Source organism: Shewanella acanthi, from assembly GCF_019457475.1.
Lineage (GTDB): Bacteria > Pseudomonadota > Gammaproteobacteria > Enterobacterales > Shewanellaceae > Shewanella > Shewanella acanthi.
In genome coordinates, this window is record NZ_CP080413.1 from 3,086,766 (window position 1) to 3,109,072 (window position 22,307).

Annotated in this window: 20 protein-coding genes; 9 read left to right on the top strand and 11 right to left on the bottom strand. The window is 44.3% G+C overall.

Features of this window, described 5'->3' with window-relative positions:
- Positions 1-22: 22 nt before the first annotated feature.
- Both ribF and murJ read right to left on the bottom strand, forming a co-directional pair.
- Positions 23-958: a bifunctional riboflavin kinase/FAD synthetase gene (ribF, locus tag K0H61_RS13265; RefSeq protein WP_220049852.1), complete on the bottom strand. Its 936-nt coding sequence runs from the start codon at positions 956-958 to the stop codon at positions 23-25.
- A 65-nt stretch (positions 959-1,023) separates the two neighbouring features.
- Positions 1,024-2,583, bottom strand: a complete 1,560-nt coding sequence (gene murJ / locus K0H61_RS13270) for a murein biosynthesis integral membrane protein MurJ (RefSeq protein ID WP_220049854.1) — start codon at positions 2,581-2,583, stop codon at positions 1,024-1,026.
- A gap of 252 nt (positions 2,584-2,835) precedes the next feature.
- On the opposite strand from murJ, the gene rpsT reads away from it, so the two are divergent.
- On the top strand, positions 2,836-3,102 hold the full coding sequence (rpsT, locus tag K0H61_RS13275; RefSeq protein WP_011623708.1) for a 30S ribosomal protein S20: 267 nt from the start codon (positions 2,836-2,838) through the stop codon (positions 3,100-3,102).
- Positions 3,103-3,162: 60 nt separating this feature from the next.
- Here rpsT and K0H61_RS13280 read toward each other — a convergent pair whose 3' ends face one another.
- Positions 3,163-3,459 carry an ArsR/SmtB family transcription factor gene (locus tag K0H61_RS13280; protein ID WP_006084975.1) on the bottom strand — a complete coding sequence of 99 codons (297 nt, stop codon included), beginning with the start codon at positions 3,457-3,459 and terminating at the stop codon, positions 3,163-3,165.
- 135 nt (positions 3,460-3,594) lie between these two features.
- Between K0H61_RS13280 and K0H61_RS13285 the strand changes: the two genes are divergently transcribed.
- The gene (locus tag K0H61_RS13285; protein ID WP_220049856.1) at positions 3,595-5,004 is read left to right on the top strand and encodes a M28 family metallopeptidase; all 1,410 of its coding nucleotides are present in this window, start codon (positions 3,595-3,597) and stop codon (positions 5,002-5,004) included.
- A gap of 96 nt (positions 5,005-5,100) precedes the next feature.
- On the opposite strand, the gene yaaA is transcribed toward K0H61_RS13285, so the two are convergent.
- Both yaaA and K0H61_RS13295 read right to left on the bottom strand, forming a co-directional pair.
- Positions 5,101-5,877 (bottom strand): peroxide stress protein YaaA, encoded by a 777-nt coding sequence (yaaA, locus tag K0H61_RS13290; protein ID WP_220049857.1) that lies wholly within the window; start codon positions 5,875-5,877, stop codon positions 5,101-5,103.
- Positions 5,878-5,993: 116 nt separating this feature from the next.
- Entirely contained in the window at positions 5,994-7,451 is a 1,458-nt protein-coding gene (locus K0H61_RS13295) for an alanine/glycine:cation symporter family protein (protein WP_220049859.1), read from the bottom strand.
- A gap of 1,414 nt (positions 7,452-8,865) precedes the next feature.
- Between K0H61_RS13295 and K0H61_RS13300 the strand changes: the two genes are divergently transcribed.
- From K0H61_RS13300 to K0H61_RS13315, 4 genes are all read left to right on the top strand, one after another.
- Complete coding sequence (locus K0H61_RS13300; RefSeq protein ID WP_220049861.1) at positions 8,866-9,969, top strand: OmpA family protein; 1,104 nt, start codon at positions 8,866-8,868, stop codon at positions 9,967-9,969.
- 248 nt (positions 9,970-10,217) lie between these two features.
- Entirely contained in the window at positions 10,218-11,174 is a 957-nt protein-coding gene (gene tal, locus K0H61_RS13305; protein WP_220049863.1) for a transaldolase, read from the top strand.
- A gap of 20 nt (positions 11,175-11,194) precedes the next feature.
- Positions 11,195-12,832, top strand: coding sequence for a glucose-6-phosphate isomerase (pgi, locus tag K0H61_RS13310; protein ID WP_220049865.1), 1,638 nt, complete (start codon positions 11,195-11,197; stop codon positions 12,830-12,832).
- 206 nt (positions 12,833-13,038) lie between these two features.
- Positions 13,039-13,224 carry a DUF3545 family protein gene (locus K0H61_RS13315; protein WP_220049867.1) on the top strand — a complete coding sequence of 62 codons (186 nt, stop codon included), beginning with the start codon at positions 13,039-13,041 and terminating at the stop codon, positions 13,222-13,224.
- A 76-nt stretch (positions 13,225-13,300) separates the two neighbouring features.
- Here the strand turns inward: K0H61_RS13315 and K0H61_RS13320 are convergent, their stop codons facing one another.
- The 3 genes from K0H61_RS13320 to K0H61_RS13330 form a co-directional block, all read right to left on the bottom strand.
- The gene (locus K0H61_RS13320) at positions 13,301-13,843 is read right to left on the bottom strand and encodes a hemerythrin domain-containing protein (RefSeq protein ID WP_220049869.1); all 543 of its coding nucleotides are present in this window, start codon (positions 13,841-13,843) and stop codon (positions 13,301-13,303) included.
- 198 nt (positions 13,844-14,041) lie between these two features.
- Positions 14,042-14,761 carry a hypothetical protein gene (locus tag K0H61_RS13325; RefSeq protein ID WP_220049871.1) on the bottom strand — a complete coding sequence of 240 codons (720 nt, stop codon included), beginning with the start codon at positions 14,759-14,761 and terminating at the stop codon, positions 14,042-14,044.
- Complete coding sequence (locus tag K0H61_RS13330; protein WP_220049873.1) at positions 14,754-15,353, bottom strand: sigma-70 family RNA polymerase sigma factor; 600 nt, start codon at positions 15,351-15,353, stop codon at positions 14,754-14,756. Before K0H61_RS13330 ends, K0H61_RS13325 begins: the two co-directional genes overlap by 8 nt.
- 365 nt (positions 15,354-15,718) lie before the next feature.
- Here K0H61_RS13330 and dauA point away from each other — a divergent pair, with 365 nt between their 5' ends.
- From dauA to purK, 3 genes are all read left to right on the top strand, one after another.
- A complete protein-coding gene (gene dauA / locus K0H61_RS13335) occupies positions 15,719-17,467 on the top strand; it encodes a C4-dicarboxylic acid transporter DauA (protein WP_220049875.1) in 1,749 nt (582 codons plus the stop codon).
- 247 nt (positions 17,468-17,714) lie between these two features.
- A complete protein-coding gene (gene purE, locus K0H61_RS13340; protein ID WP_220049877.1) occupies positions 17,715-18,206 on the top strand; it encodes a 5-(carboxyamino)imidazole ribonucleotide mutase in 492 nt (163 codons plus the stop codon).
- Positions 18,206-19,303 carry a 5-(carboxyamino)imidazole ribonucleotide synthase gene (gene purK / locus K0H61_RS13345; RefSeq protein ID WP_220049878.1) on the top strand — a complete coding sequence of 366 codons (1,098 nt, stop codon included), beginning with the start codon at positions 18,206-18,208 and terminating at the stop codon, positions 19,301-19,303. Before purE ends, purK begins: the two co-directional genes overlap by 1 nt.
- 109 nt (positions 19,304-19,412) lie before the next feature.
- On the opposite strand, the gene K0H61_RS13350 is transcribed toward purK, so the two are convergent.
- From K0H61_RS13350 to gshA, 3 genes are all read right to left on the bottom strand, one after another.
- Positions 19,413-20,030: a transglycosylase SLT domain-containing protein gene (locus tag K0H61_RS13350; RefSeq protein WP_220049879.1), complete on the bottom strand. Its 618-nt coding sequence runs from the start codon at positions 20,028-20,030 to the stop codon at positions 19,413-19,415.
- A 142-nt stretch (positions 20,031-20,172) separates the two neighbouring features.
- Positions 20,173-20,616, bottom strand: coding sequence for a hypothetical protein (locus K0H61_RS13355; RefSeq protein WP_220049880.1), 444 nt, complete (start codon positions 20,614-20,616; stop codon positions 20,173-20,175).
- 17 nt (positions 20,617-20,633) lie between these two features.
- Positions 20,634-22,274 carry a glutamate--cysteine ligase gene (gene gshA / locus K0H61_RS13360; RefSeq protein WP_220052714.1) on the bottom strand — a complete coding sequence of 547 codons (1,641 nt, stop codon included), beginning with the start codon at positions 22,272-22,274 and terminating at the stop codon, positions 20,634-20,636.
- Between the last annotated feature and the right edge of the window lie 33 nt (positions 22,275-22,307).

Consider the following 22,307-nt stretch of genomic DNA (forward strand, 5'->3'; position numbering starts at 1 on the left):
CCGTTAATTAAACTGATAAAAATCAGCCTGCATCGTTACCAAATAAAGCTCTGGCTTCATTTGCATCATTCAAAATCTGTTGTTTTAGTGCTTCTAATGAATCAAAGGGTTGTTCATCACGAAGTTTGGCCACTAACTCAACCTCAACGTGTTTACCATAAATATCACCTTCAAAATCAAAAAGATGAACCTCAAGTTGGCAAACTTGACCGTTTACGGTCGGGCGGAACCCTACATTGGCTACGCCTTCATAAATATCACTGTCTTCCCAATAAAGTCGTACTGCAAAGACACCGCGTACGGGAACAACATTGCGCTTGAGGGCAATATTTGCGGTCGGAAATCCAATGGTGCGGCCAATTTTTTGCCCATGTGCCACTCGACCACTTAAGGTATAAGGATGCCCGAGTAGGCGCCTTGCCTGCTCTAAGTTTCCTTTTGCCAATTGCTCTCTTACTGCGGTTGAACTCACCCTTTGTGAGCCCACCATAAAACTTTGGGTGCTAACGACGGTAAAACCGAAACGGGCTCCGGCCTGCATCAGCATTTCGAAATTGCCTTTACGTCCCTGGCCAAAGCAAAAATCATCACCAACAACCAGGTACTTAACCCCTAACTTACGAACCAGCAATTCTTCAATGAAATGTTCCGCAGGTTGGTCGGCAAAGGCACGATTAAAGTTAACACACACTAACCGCTCAACACCCAACTCATCGAGTAGGATGATTTTATCACGCAACAAGCTCAAACGCGCAGGCGCATTCTCGCCGCGGAACAGTTCCTGAGGTTGAGGTTCAAAGGTCATCAAGGTTGACGGTAGTGATAACTGCTTGGCCTTTTGCACTAGGTTGGCAATCACCTGTGCATGACCGCGATGAACCCCATCAAAATTGCCAATAGTCAACACACACCCATGGTGAGATGACAAAATGTTATGTATACCGCGGATTAATTCCATAACCTTAGAAAACTGCCAAGCGCAAATCGGCTGATTATATAACAGCTAGCGATAAGAATCAGCAATCAAACTCCCCGTTTCATTGACCAAGGGCGAATTCCCTGTACTAACAGCCCAACAGAGTAAGCTATGGCACCCAATGCAATCAGCGCCATCAGGGCTTTAGCTCTCCCCCAAAATTGCCATTCTAGCCATTGGGATTGTGAGGGTAAGAAATAGTACAAGACTACCACCATCAAAGCCGCTGAGACCATGGCTTTAACACAAAATACCAATGTCGGTTTAGTCAGTGTGTACACACCCGCTTTGTGTAAGCCACGATATAACAAGGTCGCATTTAATAAAGCAGACATAGATGTCGCAATCGCTAAGCCGACGTAGCCAAATGGAATCGCAAAAATTAAGTTAAAGCCCATGTTAGTGATCATGGCAATAATGCCATAGCGAACAGGGGTTTTAGTATCTTGACGGGAATAGTAACCTGGTGCCAGCACTTTGATTAACATGAAACTTAATAAGCCACTGCCATAAGCCATCAAACTGTAAGATGCCATTTCCACGTCTTGAACAGAAAAGGCACCACGCATAAACAGCACCATTAGCATGGGCTTAGCAAGTACAATTAACCCCATCATGGCAGGAAGGCCGAGTAAAATAATTGCTTTAACTCCCCAATCCATGGTTTTACCAAAGCCATCACCTTCTGCATTCACGTGATTTTTGGATAAAGCGGGTAAAATAACAGTTCCAATCGCAATACCGAATAAACCTAACGGAAACTCCAATAATCGGTCGGAATAATAGAGCCAACTGATAGACCCCGTCATTAAGAAGCTGGCAATAAAAGTGTCAAATAACAGGTTAATCTGAGACACCGAAACCCCAAATAATGCCGGGATCATCAAGGTGCGTATTTTCACCACGCCAGGATGATGCCAACCCCATGATGGTTTAACTAACGCCTTTTCCCTGAGTAGAAACGGGATTTGAAATAAAAATTGGATTAACCCACCACAAAATACCCCCCATGCTAGGGTAATTTCGGGTTGTTCGGATGTTGGCGCAAAAAATACCGCAGCAGCGATAATTGCCACGTTTAAAAATACTGGGGTAAACGCGGATACCGCAAAGCGGCCACGGGTATTAAGAATGGATCCCGCAAGCGCAGTAAAGGTGATAAACCATAAATAGGGGAACGTGATTTTAAGCACCACGGTCGCCAACTCAAACTTGGCGCCTTCCGGCTCGTCATTTAGCCAAGCGACAAACCAGCCGCCCCCAAATAAAGCCGAAAGTACCGGAGACGCTATCACCCCAATTAGGGTCACAATAGTCACTAGCAAACCTAAAGTGCCCGAGACTTTTCGCAGTAATTCTCTGGTTTCTTCCGAGGTGTTTTTTTCTTGATATTCGGTCAGAACTGGGACAAAAGCTTGGGCAAACGCACCCTCTGCAAATAATCGACGTAAAAAGTTAGGAATTTTATTAGCAAAGAAAAAAACATCAGCGCTCGTCCCTGCCCCCATTAAATTAGCTACAACTACATCACGAACCAAACCTAACACGCGTGAAATCAAGGTCATAGCACTAACAATCATGCCAGATTTTAATAATTTTTTACTCAAACGTCCCCCAGACCTACATCGAATGGATTAGGTGATTCATCTCAAAAAATCGACTCAGGCTCTGTCACACTGCGGCAATAGCTGTTAGAATTGCGCCACATATTACACGAGTTGGGTTGAAGATAGCCAAGGCAGGTTGAATTAATTTATCTTTATGATGATTATTCAATCATAGTCATTGACAAAGTGACTAAATGCAGGCATATTCCTCGGCCTTTAAAAGTATCAAATCCAGTTTTTAGGAGTTGCACCTTGGCTAATAGCAAGTCTGCAAAGAAGCGCGCGCTTCAATCTGAAAAGCGTCGTCAGCATAACGCCAGCCGTCGCTCAATGTTACGTACATACGTTAAAAAAGTTATCGCTGCTATCAAAGCTGGCGATCACAAAACAGCGACTGAAGCTTTTGCTGCTGCGCAACCAATCGTTGACCGTATGGCGACTAAAGGTCTTATTCACAAGAATAAAGCTGCCCGCCATAAGGCTCGTTTGAACGCTAAAATTAAAGCACTTGCTGCTTAATCGTTTTAGCAATTAAAAAAAACCGGCAATTGCCGGTTTTTTTATATCTATAAAATGCCATTAATGACAATAAATATTGTTCAGTAAATGGATCATTTCACGTACTTCATCGCTCTTAAGTGAATAAAATACGGTTTGTGCCTCTTTGCGTGTAGTGACAAGATTGTCTTTACGTAGCCACGCCAGATGCTGCGATAATGCCGATTGACTTAAGCCTAATTTTTTATTCATTTCGCCAACACACATTTCTCCTTCATTCAAAAGATAACAAAGGATGAATAAACGGCGTTCATTTGCGAGTGCTTTCAATAGCACTACGGCATGGTCGGCTCGCTCCTGCATTAATTCGATATTCATTACGCACTTTTTCTCCTAATACTAACCCCAGCGCTAATATAGCGTTGCCTTACAGATATAGTCGGGACATAAAGCACACTTTTTGGTAGATTGTTTTCAAAAATGGGACATGCTTAATAAAAATAAAGGAAATCCATGAAATCCTACCAAACAGCCTTAGTTACCAGCCTCTTATTTGGCAGCTTAAGCGCTTGCCAAACAAAAATTGAAATACCTGCAAAAAATGATATTGCAGTGCAATTACAACAAACCGCGCTAGGCTCCACTTTAGGTTATGACATCGTCGAATCCCTTACTGTAGAAGTCGGCCCTAGGCTTGCTGGCAGTCCGAAGGATGCCATTGCCGTTGACTGGGCAATGAAAAAGCTCACCAGTTTAGGATTTGACAAGGTGTACAAAGAACCAGTCCAAGTGCCCATTTGGGAACGTGGTGAAGCTAAGGCTAAAATCGTCTCGCCTGTAGAACAACCACTCGTTATTACCGCCCTAGGTGGCAGTGTAGCCACTCCTGAAGGCGGTCTTAAGGCACAGATTGCCCGCTTTGATAGCTTAGCGGCACTACAATCTGCAAATCCTGTAGATGTAAAAGGTAAGATTGCCTTTATCGATCAAAAAACCGAGCGCCACATTACGGGCGAAGGTTATGGCAAAAGTGTTGGCGGACGCTCGAAAGGAGCCGTTGTTGCCGCACAAAAAGGCGCTGTAGCCGTAGTCATCCGCTCTATTGGCACAGACCACGACCGTATGGCGCACACTGGTGTGATGCGTTATCAGGAAGACACACCAAAAATCCCTGCCGCGGCCATGTCTAACCCAGATGCAGATTTAGTCTACGCCATGTTAAAGCGCGATCCTAACGCAGTGTTAGAGCTGCATTTAACGCCTAAGGATTTAGGCTTTAATACGTCTTACAATGTCATTGCCGAAGTGACGGGTAGCAGCAAGCCTAATGAAATTGTACTAATTGGTGCCCACTTAGACTCTTGGGATGAAGGTACTGGCGCAATTGATGATGGTGCAGGGGTTGCCATTGTGACCGCAGCAGCCAAACACATTCAAGATTTGCCCCAAAAACCAGCACGTACGGTACGTGTTGTGCTCTATGCTGCAGAGGAAGTCGGTCTAGTGGGGGGCAAAGCTTATGCAAAGGCTCACAAAGATGAATTAGCACTTCATTATATCGCTGCGGAGTCAGATTTTGGCGCAGGCCCTATCTATCAAATTGACACCCGAGTGAACGACGCTGTGTTTACGCAAGTGAAGGATGCGATTTCACCTATGCTCTTAAACGGTGTCGCACTTGGAAATAATCTGGCATCGGGTGGCCCTGATGTGTCTATGCTTCCCGCTTTAGGCGTACCTGTTGCTTCACTACGTCAAGATGGTCATGATTATTTCGACTACCACCACACTCCCAACGATACCTTAGATAAGATAGATCCTAAGGCATTAGCGCAAAACGTGGCAGCTTACGCGCAGTTTGCTTATATCATGGCCAACGCCAATGTGACACTAAGACCTATCGTAGTAGATTCAAAACACTAGTCATTTGCTTGCCACGAAACAACAAGAGCAGCTTAGGCTGCTCTTGTTGTTTCGTGGCTAAAATAAATAGCAGATTAAAGACCCGTACAAGCCACTCTACTGTTGTTCTTCCCTTAGGAAGGTCGGCTCGTTCGGCGTACTGTGCTCTTCACTATAGTAATAACCAGCCACGTTAAAGGCTTTCAATTGCTCAAGAGACGTCACTTGCTGATTGATAATATAGCGCGCCATCATGCCCCGAGCACGTTTGGCGAAGAAGCTGATCACCTTATACTGGCCATTTTTACAATCTTTGAAGACTGGTGTAATAAGACTACCTTCCAACTGTTTAGGCTTAATGGCTTTGAAGTATTCGTTGGAGGCTAAGTTGATAATAATGTCATCCCCCTGTTCAGCTAATGCTTCATTCACCGCTTGGGTCAGAATCGTCCCCCAAAATTCATAGAGATTTTTGCCTCGGTGATTTCCTAGCGCCGTCCCCATTTCTAAACGATAGGGCAGAATGATATCTAAGGGGCGTAACAGCCCATATAAACCGGATAGGATGCGTAATTGTTTCTGGATACGCTGTATTTCATCCTCGGATAAGGTATCAGCATCAAAACCAGTATACACATCACCTCGGAATGCAAAGATAGCCTGTTTTGCGTTTGCAATACTGTAATTTGGATGCCAATCTCCAAATCGAGCGACGTTTAAACCAGCAATATTGTCACTCACCTTCATTAATGTTGCTATGTCACTTGGCGTTAACCGCTGACAGATCTCGATCAACTCTTGGCTATGCTCAAGAAAATTCGGTCTTGTGTGTTCTTGAGTCAAAGGGGGGTGCTCAAAATCTAAGGTTTTCGCGGGTGAAACCAAAATCAACATTAAAACGCTCCAACAAAATAACAATACGCCGATATGATACTTAACAGACATAAAAAACCACGTCCAAATGCCGTGGTTTTTTCGATAGCCTTAATGCGCTGAATATAGAACCGCAGTTACTGAGCGTTTACCACACCCTTCACGGTTGTATCAGTTTGGGAACTCTGCCAAATATCGTCGTCCAGCTGCTCCATAAGCTCAGGAAACTTGCTGCGGTCGAATTCTGGTGTCAAGCCCTGCTTTAACTGCTCACGGTAATCATTGATAACTCTGATAGCCAAGCCTGATAACAGCAAAAGTGCGACAATATTAACCATCGCCATTAATCCCATCGATACATCAGCCAGATTCCAGACTAAGCTAATTTTGGCAACAGCGCCAAACATCACCATACCTAAAACACAAAATCTAAATAGAGGTAAGGCTTTTGTACTATTCCCCGTTAAAAACATCACATTCGTTTCTGCATAAGAATAATTAGCAATAATCGACGTGAAACAGAACAGGAAAATCGCGATCGCAATAAAGGCTCCGCCCCAGTCACCAACATGATTTGACATCGCGCTGATAGTCAAACGGATCCCATCGTCACTCGAGCCAATGTCACCCGAAAGCAAAATGATGGCAGCAGTGGCTGTGCAAATCACAATGGTATCGACAAACACACCTGTCATTTGCACAAAACCTTGGGATGCTGGGTGATTAGGATTTGGCGATGCGCTTGCAGCAACGTTAGCCGCGCTTCCCATTCCCGCTTCGTTAGAGAATAATCCCCGGGCAATCCCCGCCTGCATCGCTTGAGCTACGGTATAAGCAACGCCACCGACTGCAGCCTCTTGCCAACCAAATGCGCTTTTCACAATGAGACTAATAATCCCCGGTAACTGCTCAATATTAAACAGTACAATAATAAAGGCGATGCAGATGTAAACCAGCGCCATAATAGGCACAATGATCTCTGAAACCCGTGCGACTTTCCGCAGACCGCCCACAATCACAAAAGCACTGCCGATGACTAGAGCGATACCAACGTAGGTAGGATTAAAACCAAAAACTCGCTCCATCGCACCTGTTATGGTATTCGCTTGAACGGCATTGAACACTAGGCCAAAAGCAATAATCAGGAAGATTGCGAACAGCACTCCCATCCATCTTTGACCAAGCCCCTTCTCCATATAATAAGAAGGGCCACCGCGAAACTCTCCGTCGGTATCCCGCACTTTATAGACCTGTGCAAGTGTCGATTCCACCATTGCGGTGGCCATACCTAGGAGTGCGATTAACCACATCCAAAATACAGCACCTGGTCCTGCCGCTCCAATAGCCACGGCAACACCGGCCATGTTTCCTGCACCTACACGGGCGGCCATACTGGTACAAAACACTTGAAATGAAGAAAGACCGCTATCACAGCCTTTTCTGCTAAGGGTCATCACTTTGAGGGAGTGTTTGAAATGGGTGAGCTGGATAAATGCCAGTCTAATGGTGAAATAAAGACCCGCTGCGACTAATCCGTAAACAAGTAACTTACCCCAGAGCAGCGCATTCAAAAAATTAACGATGGTTTCTAACATATTACTTTACTTCTTTCCGATGCAAACGCGTTATTACTCTAACGATTGAGTCACCAACTGACGTTTACAGTGAATGAGTCCTTCCTTTGTAAGCGAAAATAATGGCCGATTTCTTCCTTTGATTATTATTTTGGCAAGTAATGAAAATTAACTGCTATCGAGCCCGTCGCAGCACGTTAGCACACTATTCGAAATTACTCATGCATTCAACCCACGATTAGAACATTTAATCAGCACAAATAAGGGTGGCAAAATGTTACACACGTAAAAATGTAAACATTTACACACAAATCAAACACCAAAAAAACATAACACACAAAATTGCAACAAAAATCTCATCAAGCACTACAGGTTGGAGTGAGAGTATAGATGAACAGGCTAGACTCATCATTTAATTGCGTGTAACAGGGCTCAGAGTGTGCATCACAGATTTTGAAAACATTTCATTTATCTGCTTCAAATCCCCAAGTATCGGTTTCCCTTCGATTGATTCAATACAGAGCTATAAATTACAACTCAATTGAACATTAAAACCTAGCACTTTAGTATTACACACCGCACTGGTTTAACTGCTTTAGGGATCAATAAATACTCCACAAAGAAAGTCAAAGAACAACGAACTGTCTATGTAGTGATTTATGGATTTTTTAGACATAACTTTAATACCAAATGATATATCGAAACGACGTATCGTATAAATAGGCCTCATTCATTAACGCCGTTTATCGGTTGGTAAAGTTAAAGCGCAAAGAATACGCCAAGTTTACAAACAACATTGAATGCATAAAGCATTTTTGATTGTTTAAATCAAACTTTAGCCACATTAACTAAACAATAAACTCTCAATTTCACACCAACACTGACCATCATAAACATAGTTAAAAAACTTGACTAAAAGGTTAACAAGCTAGAGGGAAAGAGACTGATCTTAAATAGTTTTTAATTAAGATTAAATATCAACACACAAATATGCCTTTATAAAGAACACCTAAAAACAGCCAGAAAAAATAATCCAAAAGACTTATTTTATCTATAGTTCATATCAAGAATGAGCATTTAGCCTTTTAATTCCACATAAAATTGCTCTAGTCTTAATATTGACTTAATAACGGTGATTATTTAATTCATTAAGCTGACAGCAGACAGTCATTTACACCTTCCCACAAAGGAATACACCGTCAAAAAACCTCCTAAACAATTCAATAACAAAAAAGTTTTACATTCGAACTTGCGTTACAACTGAAAAGGAGCTTAAATTTTTTGGTAAGATAAAAACATCTGATTTCATGCTGGAAAATCTCAACAAATCAAGTAATAATTAGTTGCTGGCTATAATACCTAAGGATCCCCACATTAAGTGCTAGCGATGTTTTGCATAAAAACTGCAAAGCATATTGGTGGAGAATCATTAACAATGGACTTAGAGAAAATGATGAAGAACACATTAAAAGTAGCTTTGCTAACATCAATGCTTCCACTTGCTGCCAGTGCATCCCAAGAACTTACGCCTTGGTATGTGGGTGCAGGTCTAGGCGTCAATAACTATGAACACGTTGCAACGATGAACGGTGATGATAATCCTTATGCATGGGATGTTTTCGCTGGTTATATGTTTAATGACTACTTTGGTGCTGAAATCGGCTATCGCGATCTAGGCAGTGCTGATTGGGACTTTGGTCCAATTCATAATGATATGGACGTTAAAGGAGCCACACTCGGTTTAGTGGGCGTATGGCCAATGGCTAACAACTGGAGCATTTCAGCTGAAGCCGGTGCAATGTACTACACCCTCGAAAACAATCAGCGTTCAACTTCAGGTGCCAAAAGCTCTTACAGTGCTGATGACTTTGCACCTTACTTTGGTGCAGGTGTTGGCTATAACTTCACTGAAAATCTGAAGTTACAAGCTAAATACCGTCGTTATGAGAATTTGGATGAAACAGATTTTAATACTATCGAAGCTGACAGTAACTACTGGGGCTTAGAACTGAGCTACCGCTTCGGTCATCCTGCTGCTGTTGCCGCAGTTGTCGCTGCAGCACCTGGCGATTCAGATAATGATGGTGTTTACGACGATACAGACCAATGCCCAGCAACTCCAGAAACTCACAAAGTGGATTCTGTAGGCTGTACCATCTACGAAAGCATTAAGAAACAAGAAGATGTAGGCTCTATCCAGTTTGCTAACAATTCTGCTGTAGTGAAACAAGAATACTACAAAGATATTGAAAGACTGGCTAACTACATGAATAAGAATCCTGAGCACACTGTTGAAATCGCAGGTCACGCCTCTAACGTAGGTAAACCTGATTACAACATGGAACTGTCTCAGAAACGTGCTGACGCTGTAGCTGACGTATTAGTATCTAAATACGGTATCAGTCAAAGCCGTGTAACCTCTGTAGGTTATGGTATTACTAAACCATTAGTTGAAGGTAACACTCGTGAAGCTCATGCAGCAAACCGCCGCATTGAAGCTATCGTTACCACTACAGAAAAACAACCAGTTCTGAAGTAATCTTACTTCTTGGTAAAAAGTCGCTGCTTGCAGCGACTTTTTGTTTTTTCAGTATTTATAAAAGCGAGAGCGATAACTTCCGCCAGCCTCACCGCGATGTACAAAGCTATTTTTTATCGCGAAAATAGACGAATGCCAGTCATTTTTGTAATTTTTTTACAAACTAGGTTGGAAAAGTTAGCAAAATCGCTTCTAATAGTCATCTGCAAACTCCAAGTTTAGTCAGCTATCTGAGAAGGATGTTTTTCATGGCAAACACATTAGAGCAACTCAAGTCGTATACTACCATTGTGGCGGATACCGGTGACATCGAGGCAATTAAACGTTACCAACCTGAAGACGCAACTACAAACCCCTCTCTTATTCTAAAAGCCGCTCAAATACCTGAATACAGTCCTCTTATTGATGATGCTATCGCATGGGCAAAAGTACAAAGCACCGATCTTGCTCAACAAATCGACGATGCCAGCGATAAGCTAGCGGTAAACATTGGCGTTGAAATACTTAAACTGGTTCCTGGCCGTATCTCAACTGAAGTAGATGCGCGTTTGTCCTTCGATAAAGAAAAATCGATAGCTAAGGCTCATAAACTGGTGCGTCTATACCAAGAAGCTGGCATTGATAAATCTCGCATCCTGATCAAACTTGCTTCCACCTGGGAAGGTATTTGTGCAGCTAAAGAATTAGAGCAAGAAGGCATTAACTGTAATTTAACGCTACTGTTCAGCTTCGCCCAAGCACGTGCCTGTGCTGAAGCCGGAGTGTATTTAATTTCGCCATTTGTTGGCCGCATTTTAGATTGGTACAAAAAAGATACAGGCAAAGATTATGATGCCGTAAATGACCCAGGTGTTGTTTCTGTGACTGAGATTTACAACTACTACAAACAACACGGCTACAACACCGTTGTAATGGGTGCAAGTTTCCGTAACATTGGTGAAATCATCGAATTGGCCGGCTGCGACCGCTTAACAATCGGCCCTTCATTATTAGAAGAATTAGCCAATTCACAAGTGGCAATTCAAGCTAAGCTGACACCAGCAACGACAACTGTTGCTCCAACAGCACCATTAACAGAAGCACAATTCCGTTGGGACTTTAACCAAGATGCAATGGCAGTAGACAAACTGGCAGAAGGGATTCGCAACTTTGCCATCGACCAAGGTAAACTTGAAGTCATGCTCCAAGCAAAATTGGCAAACTAAGCATCTGCGGAGACAGTTGGATGACACACTTGACCCAAAGTAAAACGTGGCAAGCATTATCTGCCCATAGCCACAAGATCCCGCATATGCGGGAGTTATTTGCGAGTGATCCGGCTCGCTTTAACACTATGTCGTTATCGGCTTGTGGATTGTTTTTAGATTATTCCAAAAATAGAGCCACGGCAGAAACCCTTGAGTTGCTCCAAACCTTAGCGAATGAGGTTTCACTCAAAGATAAAATTAAAGCGATGTTTACTGGTGAGATTATTAATACCACTGAAAAACGCGCTGTTTTGCATACCGCTTTACGCAGCACTACTGAGCAATCAATCGTCGCTGAGGGTCAAGATATTGTTCCAGAAGTTCATCAAACGCTGGAAAAAATGCAGCAGTTTGTTACAGCAGTTAGCTCAGGACAATGGAAAGGTTATACCGGTAAAGCTATTACCGATATCGTCAGTATTGGGATTGGCGGCTCTTTCCTCGGCCCTAAAATTGTTTCCCAGGCTTTGCGTCCTTACTGGAATACCGGCTTAAATTGTCATTTTGTGGCAAACGTTGATGGCACCTCCATTAGCGAAAAGTTAAAACCACTCGATCCTGAAACCACCTTATTTATTATGTCTTCCAAGTCATTTGGCACCCAAGAGACATTAACTAACACCCTTACAGCAAAGGCATGGTTTTTAGCCAAAGGTGGCAGCCAATCAGATGTTGCGAAACATTTTGTGGCAGTCACCTCAAACGTGGCGAAGGCCACTGAATTTGGCATAGATGCCAAAAACATTTTCCCAATGTGGGACTGGGTTGGCGGTCGTTATTCCCTGTGGTCAGCAATTGGTTTACCAATTGCGTTACTGATTGGCATGGATAACTTCAAGGCGCTACTCAAAGGTGCGCAACAAATGGATAAGCACTTTGCCGAGGCGCCTTTGACAGAAAATATGCCTGTCATCATGGGAATGCTGTCCCTTTGGTATGGTAATTTCTTTAATGCCCAATCCCATGTCGTGCTGACCTATGATCATTATCTACGTGGCTTACCCGCTTACTTCCAGCAACTCGATATGGAAAGTAACGGTAAATCAGTCACATTAAATGGTACTGATGTGGATTTCAGCACAGGTCCTGTTATTTGGGGTGGAGAAGGCACTAACGGCCAGCACGCCTACCACCAGCTGTTGCACCAAGGCACAGCACTTATTCCCGCCGATTTTATTATGCCATTACAAAGTCATAATCCTATTGGTGAACACCATGACCAGCTCGCATCAAATTGCTTTGGCCAAACACAGGCTTTAATGCAGGGCAGAACGCTCGATGAAGCAATGGCTGAACTGACCAAAAGTTCACTGAGCGACGATGAAAAGCTGCTTATCGCCAAACATAAAGTGATGCCAGGAAATAAGCCAAGCAACACGCTGTTAATGGACAAATTAACACCAGAGACCTTAGGTGCGTTGATTGCCCTTTATGAGCATAGAACCTTCGTTCAGGGCGCCATTTGGGATATCAACTCCTTCGACCAATGGGGCGTAGAACTCGGTAAGAGTTTAGGTAATGATATTTTGGCAAGGATCGGCGCTGCGCAAAATTCAGATGCGCTTGATGCTTCAAGTAATGGATTAATTAACCTGTATCGACAGGGCAAAATCTAACCACTTAAAAAGCCAGCGAAAGCTGGCTTTTTTATTTTTACTAAACTGATTTTATTGCGTAAAAACGCATACATCATCATCGGCAAGCCCCAAGCAATCATTCAAACTTCATCTTAAGTTAACAAGTTTGAAACATAATTCTTGCACCCTGTTTTGAAAATATGTTATTTAATCGCTGACAAAACATACAACAACAGGAGGTTGCCATGGATCGACTAGATTATGGTTGTGCGCTAGATGAAGTCGTAGAAAGACCCGATCGCTCGCGAGGCTCCAATAAAAAGCGTAAGTGGCGAGAGATTGAAGCGTTAAAGGATAAACATCGTTTGCTCAAAGAACTTCAAGAAATTGATAACAATTTTGAGTACGATATCGACGCAATCCAGTTGTAAGTCGCTGTTAAGATTAACAGCAAACAGAAAAAGCGCCCTAGGCGCTTTTTTCGCAATGACAGCAGAGCATAGGACGTTAACTCGGCTCTGCATTCCTTAAGTAAGAACGTAATTCATCAAAGGCCTGCTGTTCACGGTCCAAAAACAGGGGATCGTCGATTAATGAATCCTGACACTGCCGTTCAATAACCTGCCAGTCTTCTTCAGTTAGATTTTTCGCTAAGAGTGGAAAGATATCTCGCTCTTCCATCTGCATATGCTTTTCTTGTAATTCAACATACTCCGCAAAATCTGCAATTAATTTTTCACGTGCGACAACAATGTCATTAAGGATCAAATTAAGCGTATGCATTAAAGCGCTAGAGGCTGCGGTCACCACTTCATGCTCTTCACTCAGCTTATCGATGCTGTTATTGGCTTTATGGGCTAAATAATATGCATAGATGATATCTTCTACAGGATGATGGCTACGCTCAGCATATCCTTGCATATATTCAACAATATCTCGTACCACAACAAAATTGATTGCCTCACCTTCAGACAACCTCATTTGTTTGTTTTTCAAGACATTTAATAGCACCGCTATATGTTTATGATCATGCATGAGTCTCTTCAGCATAACACCTCCTGAAATAGGGCTTTGACTATTGATACTAGTCAAGTCAATTATCAAACTCCAATATAACAGGCGAATTGCCGTTCACTTTATGACGACGATCAATTAATTAACATTACATACCTTAAATAATGACAACCACTTTCAATAATGTGTTCGGCCGCACATTTGAGCCTCAAAAAGCAGGCATTACCTCATTGATTACTGCGGCTGCTGTTGCCGCTGCAACTGTAATAATTTGAACCTAGCGCGTTGCTCAGCAAACTCTCGAGTAACTTGCCCCCCTTGCGCAGCTAATGCGGGATAATGCTTTAACAATTTTTGTTCGAGAGCTAATGCCTGCTGAGATTGATGCTCATTAAGCAGTTTCTGCAACTGCGCCAATGATTCAGAAAGCGGTAATCTTTCTTCCGCTAACAACGGTCTAACTGCGTCTGTAAGTTCACCTTTTGCCAACTCAGCGGTCGAAGTCGCAGGGCTTATCGAATTCATGCGAGGCTCTGTATTACTGAGTTCCTGCTCTACCCGGACGGCATCTGCACGCTGAGCTGACTGAGCCAATTTGGGTTGCTCTGGACTGCCATTAATCCTCGCGGCTGAGGCTAATACCGGTACCACCTCATCCATGCTCTGAGTTGGTGTCATCACTAAAGCATCTTCAAATTGCCATGGATTTATCAACACTAAACCGAAGATAATTAACAATGATGCTGCACTTGATAGACCCCAGGATACTTTGCGCCAAGATTTTTTGGGCGGCAGTTTAAGCTCTGTGACATTAGAATCCGCCAGCTGAGTCTGGGATAGTTGCAATATATCTGCATCCAGCTTTTCGGTGGGTATTTCAAGCGCTTGGCTGCGATACCAAAGTGACACCTGCTGATACAGTGCGTCTTCATTTTCACTATTGGCATTATTCATGTCCCGCCTCCCGCCATTTAGCATCAACGCAGTTTTTTAAGCTTTGATAGGCGTAACGAATCCGACTCTTGGTTGCCTCTAGCGTAACGCCTGCGATGTCACTAATGATCAGTGCGGTAAAACCCATTTCAATATTCAAAATAAAGGCTTCTTTTTGTACATGGGGTAACAGGCTGATACAAGATTTTAGCAACATGCTTTTCTGGTTTTCTTCCCAAACAACATCAGGTTTATCAACCACCTCTGCAGCCAACGCATCCATTTCCACGTCGTCAAGACCCACAGCTTCAACGGGTTTTACCGCCCTGACATGGTCTATGAGCAAGTTATGGGCGATGCGATACACCCAAGTCGTAAATTTGGCACTAGGTTCGTAGTTGGCAGCAGCACGGATCACCCTACTCCACGTTTCCTGATATAAATCTTCAGCTAACTGTTTATCCGCTAGCTGACGAACAAAATACCGATACAGCGCGCCTTTATGTTTGAGATAGAGCATTTCAAAAGCCTTAGCATCACCTTTCGCATAAAGCTGCATTAGCTGCTCATCAGTTTGCTCTTGGGCTTTTAAGTGCGACATCGCTAGAGCCATAACATCTCCCAATCTGAAACACGATTCTTACGCTGGACGGATATCCAGTTTTAACCCTGTATATCGAATGTGGTACTCGCTGTATAAAACCAGCCATATTGACGTTGCGAGCTTTGAACATCCCCCGCTTGAAACTCCGATTCTAGCGCGTGCGAGTTAAAGCAACATAAATCCGCTAATTGCCTTAGCTTAGTATAATCAACCCAATGCAACAGGTAGACTCAAGTGAAACCTTTATCCCCATGAATCTGTGTCGTTCAGCTTGATCACCTAGATGAATCACAGTCCTTTGCCACTTGTATCACAACGATTGTTCAGATAACTGACTACAATCAATTTATCTATAGCAGGCAATGGATTAGCTTGTGTCACACTCACCTCATTTATTTTCATTACGAATTGCCCACGCCCTGAGCGATGCCTGCGCACAGGAACGCTACACCCTGACACGCTTAGGCCAAGATGTACTGGCAGGAATAACCGTAGGAATCATTGCGATTCCCCTTGCAATGGCGCTCGCTATCGCCAGCGGTGTGGCACCACAGCATGGATTATATACCGCAATAGTTGCAGGGTTTATTATCGCGATGACAGGCGGGTCACGCTATAGCGTATCAGGCCCAACCGCTGCCTTTGTCGTACTCCTGTACCCTATAGCGCAACAATTTGGTCTTGCAGGGCTACTACTCGCCACCATAATGTCGGGAATCATACTGGTTGCCATGGCGATGCTGCGCCTCGGCCGTTTGATTTTATATATCCCTGAATCTGTTACCTTAGGCTTTACGGCAGGGATTGGTGTCGTAATAGCCACGCTACAGTTAAAGGACTTCTTTGGCCTGAAGATAGAACACATGCCGGAGCAATACTTCAGTAAACTCATGGCACTCGCTCAAGCACTGCCTTCGTTATCTTTTCCTAGCCTACTGGTCGCTGCGATAACCTTGAGCGTTATGCTACTGTGGCCAAAATTAAAAATTCCAGTGCCCGCACACTTGCCAGCAATTGCTATCGGCAGTGTTTTAGCATTAATGCTCAATGCCGTGGGCGCTGACATAGAAACAATAGGGACTCGCTTTCACTACACCCTACTTGACGGTAGCATTGCCTCAGGAATTCCCTCCCAGTTTCCCCATTTCGACTGGCCTTGGTTGCAGACAGGTGCTAACAACCAGCCCTTTGTATTTAACCTTGTCACCTTCCAAGCCCTACTCCCCGCAGCCTTTGCCATTGCCATGCTTGGGGCTATCGAATCCCTGCTGTGTGCAGTCGTTCTCGATGGTATGACAGGTAAACGCCATAGCGCCAATAGCGAGCTTTTAGGTCAAGGTATTGGCAATATCATCACCCCCTTTTTTGGCGGTATTCCCGCTACCGCCGCCATTGCAAGGAGCGCTGCCAATGTCAAAGCCGGCGCACAAAGCCCTATCGCGGCGATGACCCACGCACTGGTGGTATTAATAGCCCTAGTTGCACTCGCTAACATACTAGCCTATCTCCCCATGTCAGCGATGGCTGCGCTATTACTGGTCGTGGCGTGGAACATGAGCGAAGCGCCTAAGGCGCTGCATTTAGTCAAAACCGCCCCCGTCAGCGATGTGTTAGTGTTTTTCAGCTGTTTTTCACTCACCGTCATTTTCGACATGGTGATTGCCATTAGTGCAGGCATCATTCTTTCTGCATTGTTATTTATGAAGGAAATTGCCGAGATGACCAAACTCTATGACATCAGCAGCAATAAACGCTATGTCGACCAAGTGTTACCTGAGGATTGGGTGGTTATCAAAATCAATGGCCCACTGTTTTTTGCCGCAGCCGAGCGAATTTTTGCCGAAATTGCGAGCATGACTCAAGATAAACAGGTAATAGTGCTTTACCTCGATGGGGTATCAATTTTGGATGCAGGAGGCCTTGCGGCACTTAACAAGCTGATTGACCGATGTAAAAAGAACCACACTAAGTTAATTGTAGCCGATCTGCAGTTCCAACCGATTCGCACCTTAGCAAGGGCAAAAATCCAACCTATTGAGGGTGTACTTAAGTTTTATCCCACATTAAGGGAGGCGCTTACCGAGGCGCCACCAGCAAACCCAGAAATACTCTCCGAGCATTAATCGCCAATACCTTAATAAAAAACACCTCAGAAGCCGGACAATCTGCATCATTTAGTCTTAAACCATGAACACTCTATCCGCCCTAAAGACGCATTTTGGCATGCAAAAAGCGTCAGAAATCCTCCTTTATCATGCTATTATTCTGCGCCATGATGCCAAGCCCCTAAAAGCTTATCCGAGCATCGACTGTACCCAGGCCAGATACATGGCCAATATATAACTAAAATTAGTGAGTTAAGGAGTTATCATGCAAGCCCTTGTTGCTGTTGTTATGGGTTCGAAGAGCGATTGGCCGACAATGGAAGCCGCTGCTGAGATCATGGATAAACTACAAGTGCCTTATCATGTTGAAGTGGTTTCAGCCCACAGAACACCAGATAAACTGATGGAGTTTGCAGCCTCTGCCGCTGACCGTGGTTTTAAAATTATTATTGGTGGTGCGGGTGGTGCAGCACATTTACCCGGCATGATTGCTTCAAAAACTCGCTTACCTGTTTTAGGTGTACCCGTTCAGAGCAAAGCGTTATCTGGCATGGACAGCTTGCTATCTATCGTTCAAATGCCAAAGGGCATTGCGGTTGGCACACTCGCCATTGGTACTGCAGGAGCCTTTAACGCGGGTCTTTTAGCCTGTCAAATTCTCGCCAATAACGACGCCGAATTAGCGACACGCCTTGAAGCCTTTAGGGAAGAACAAACCCGCGCCGTTCTGGAAAATCCGGACCCGAGGGAAGCCTAATGACTCCATCAAATACAAAACCTAAAGTTTGGGTATTAGGTAACGGCCAACTAGGAGCCATGCTCACCCATGCGGGTGAACCGCTCGCAATCGATGTTCGTACCGTAGATATTATGACACCAACCGATGATATTCTGCCCCTCGCACCGCATGACATCATCACCGCCGAACGTGAACAGTGGCCAGAATCGGCCTTAAGTTTACAACTCAGTACTCACCCGCACTTTGTTAATGGTCCAGTATTTGGCCGTCTGGCCGACCGCTACACCCAAAAAAGCTTACTCGACCAAATCCAAGTACCAACCGCACCTTGGACATTAGTTGACGACCAAACTCAGGTTGAAAAACTGTATCAAGATTTCGGTCCGCGCGTATTAATGAAGCGCCGCACCGGCGGCTACGATGGCAAAGGTCAACATTGGCTAAAACAAGCCGAAGCTGGCGAAATCCCAAGTGATTGGCGTAATCTAGCCATTGCTGAACAAGCTATTAATTTTGATGAAGAAGTGTCTCTTGTGGGCGTACGCACCCGTGAAGGCAAATGTGTGTTTTATCCATTAACACTGAATCTTCATCAAGACGGTATTTTGATGGCATCGATTTCACCGCTGTCCCGCTTGAGCCACTTGCAATCTCAGGCTGAAGGCATGCTCAGTGCCATTATGCATGAACTGGAATATGTTGGCGTAATGGCGATGGAGTGCTTCCGTGTTGGCGATAATCTACTGGTCAATGAGTTAGCACCGAGGGTTCACAACTCTGGTCATTGGACGCAAGCTGGCACCCACATGGATCAGTTCCAGCTGCACCTGCGTGCATTGTGTGATATCGTAATTCCGCAGCCTCAGGTTAACTTCCAATGCGTGATGGTGAATCTGATTGGTATCGAAAACGACCCACGCTGGTTAAGCCTGCCTAACGCCGAGCTTTATTGGTACAACAAAGAAGTGCGTCCAGGCCGTAAGGTTGGCCACTTGAACCTGTCTGTGCTCAATCGTGAAGTGTTAATCGAGAGTATTGAAGCGCTTAAAGAGTGGATGCCAAGCCAATATCAAGCGCCACTGGCTTGGATTCTGGCTGAGTTTGATAAAGCCTAATATAGCTACTCAATAATCTGCTCAATATCGGTTTCAAAGATGAAGCCAAACAATTAGGGGATCGCTAAGATCCCCTTTTATTTCTGCCTAAAATTTCCAAGGCACCGCGTCAGCCAAAAAACAGCCGCCATAACCAAGAGGAGTCTAAGTCCTTTTGACATGTCTTATATTGGGCGGCATAGCGTTTTGATCTGTCATCCACCTTAGCCGCAACTTTCACTAGCCATTTTTTAGACTTGTAACTGCCACGACGATAACCGCCCCAACCTTCATGGTAATTAAGGTACTGTGCTCTCGCATCCCACTTAGATACACCATTAATTTTGTTAGTTTTATAGATAAACCAGCCCATAAAATCCATGGCGTCATCAAAGTTACTGCGGGACGACCAGCTATTGCCCGTCTCTCGCACATAATCATCCCAAGTCATGGTTTTAGCTTGGGCATACCCATAGGCATCACTGGCGCGCCCAATGGGGATAAAGCCCAAAAAGTATTCCATAGGAGGAGCGGCATTATGCTTAAAAGAGCTCTCTTGATACATCATGGCTATAGGCACATGCACTGGCACCCCCCACTTATCGCGGGCATCCTTAGCGGCCGCATACCATGAGCGGTGTTCTTGAAAAATATCGCAAATATTTTCGGGGGATTTAGGCGGGGAAGTCGCACAACCATAGAGTAATCCTAAGGATGTACTTAGCAGTATCACCGAAAGCCATTTCATTAATTGCTTGTTCTCCCTAGTATAACGACCCAAATATCATCGCATACTCCAAGCAAGTGACAAAGAGTAAATCCTGTTTTGTGAGCGAGCCCGCTATCCGATGTTGAATTCAGTGAACTACATCCTCAAGTGCAAAATCGGCCTATTTGGTTTCGGGACTTAACTCAAACTGACATTCATGGGCTTCCTGTAACCATACGCCAGGTTCCCAGTAGTTAGTATCCTTGCCCATATAGCGTTTGTCGGTGTGGAACTGAGCGCCAATGTGATACCGCTCATGACCTTGTACCTGTAATTTGAAGGTTTTGGGAATGCGAGCGCTTAACGATACCCCAAGGGTGGGATCATCAATCAACTCGGCCACGGTAAACTCATATTCACCGGGGGTTAATTGATAGTTAGGTTTTGATACCACGGGCTTACCGTCCAAATGGGTTACCACGACACGATACCAGTGGGTACTGGCATCAGGCTGTAAATAACCCGATACCGTGCCGCAACTGATATCTTCCTCGGGGGAGGACGAGCAACCACTGAGTAGCACACCCATACCCAAAAGACTGACTGCAAAACTGAGTGCTTTCATTCCTCCCCCTCGGATTGTTAGGATTTTGCGGCGAAATACTCTTCAAGGAAATCATCAAAGGAAACTGAGCTTTGCTCGGCCTCCAATTTAGCCTGTTTATCGAGTGACTGTGTCGCCTCGCGTTGGTATTCAGCCAAAGTCTCTTCGCTCAGCGGATAGCCCATAAAGTATTGATAATACTCTTTAGATAACGACATCACCCAATTACCGTGGTCCTGACCATGAGCAATAATCTGTTGCAGCACTTGAGCCGATAGCGTCTTCTCAGGATTTTCGACTGCAGCAAACCAATGCGCTAAGGTTTGCTGATAATCGTTGTTACTGTTATCCAATAATACCGCTAGTTTGCTTAAGTCTTCGAAAAGGCTCGTTAACAAGGTTTTCAGTGGTACAGTGCCAGAAGCGGTTTGTAGCTCAAGTCCGGGTTTACGCCCTTCGAGCACCACGGATTTTAAATTAGCACTGAGTCGAGTCTCTTCCGTCACATCGGTTTTAGGCGATGGAGTAAATAAACAGTAAAGCAAGAACAAGTCTAAGAAACGCACTTGATCAGCGTTAATCCCAATGGGGCTGAATGGGTTAACATCTAACGCCCGCACTTCAATATATTCCACGCCAGCTCGCGCTAGGGCTTCCGATGGTTTTTCGCCACTTCGAGTCACACGTTTCGCACGGATGGGGGAATAGAATTCGTTTTCAATTTGCAGCACATTAGCGTTGAGCTGGCGATACTCACCATCAACTTTTACCCCAATATTGGCAAAGTTAGCCGATGGCATCTTAATCGCAGCCTTCACGCCGGTTAAATACTCAGGCAGAGAGTTGTAGCTGATGTTAAGACTCTCTTGTTCTTTATTGGTATAACCTAAATCACTCATTCGAAGTGAAGTTGCATAGGGCAGGAACAATGTACCATTGCCCGTTTTTTCAAAATGAAGATCGGTCTTTTGCCCTTTGATAAACGAACTACACAGCGCTGGCGACGCCCCAAACAGATAGGGCAGCACCCAGACTAAACGGCGATAGTTACGAATAAGTCCAAAGTAAGAGTCGGAGATAAAATCATTCAGGCTTAGGCTTTTATCACTCAGTTCGTACAACTTTTGCCAGAGTTCTTGTGATACTGAAAAATTAAAATGCACCCCTGAGATAATCTGCATTAGCGCGCCATATCTATGGGTTAACCCCTTACGATACAGGGTTTTCATCATCCCCGTATTAGAACTGCCATAACGGGCAACGGGAATATTTTGCTCATCTTTAACATAGCAGGGCATGCTGACTGGCCACAGACGCTGACCATTAAGGTGACGAATACTAAAGGCATGGGTTTCATTTAGCCCTTGTAGCAACGCATCAATCTTATTATTAACTGGCGTAATAAATTCAAGCAGAGCTTCACTGTAGTCGGTTGTGATACGTGAATGCATTAACGCTGATCCCAATTCAACTGGGTGTCCATCAAGGGCCAAATAACCTGACTCATCGATACGCAGCGCTTCGCGCTCAATTCCACGTAACATACCTAAAACGGCGGTACGCCCTTGAGCGTCCGAGAAATGTTGCACTAATTCATTGAATGACTTCAATTTACGCTTCTCTGATTGGTGATTCGCTATCGCGATAGGGTTAACAGTCGCCCCTTTATTTTGAAGCATATCCAAAAGAATAGGCCTCAAAATAAATCTACA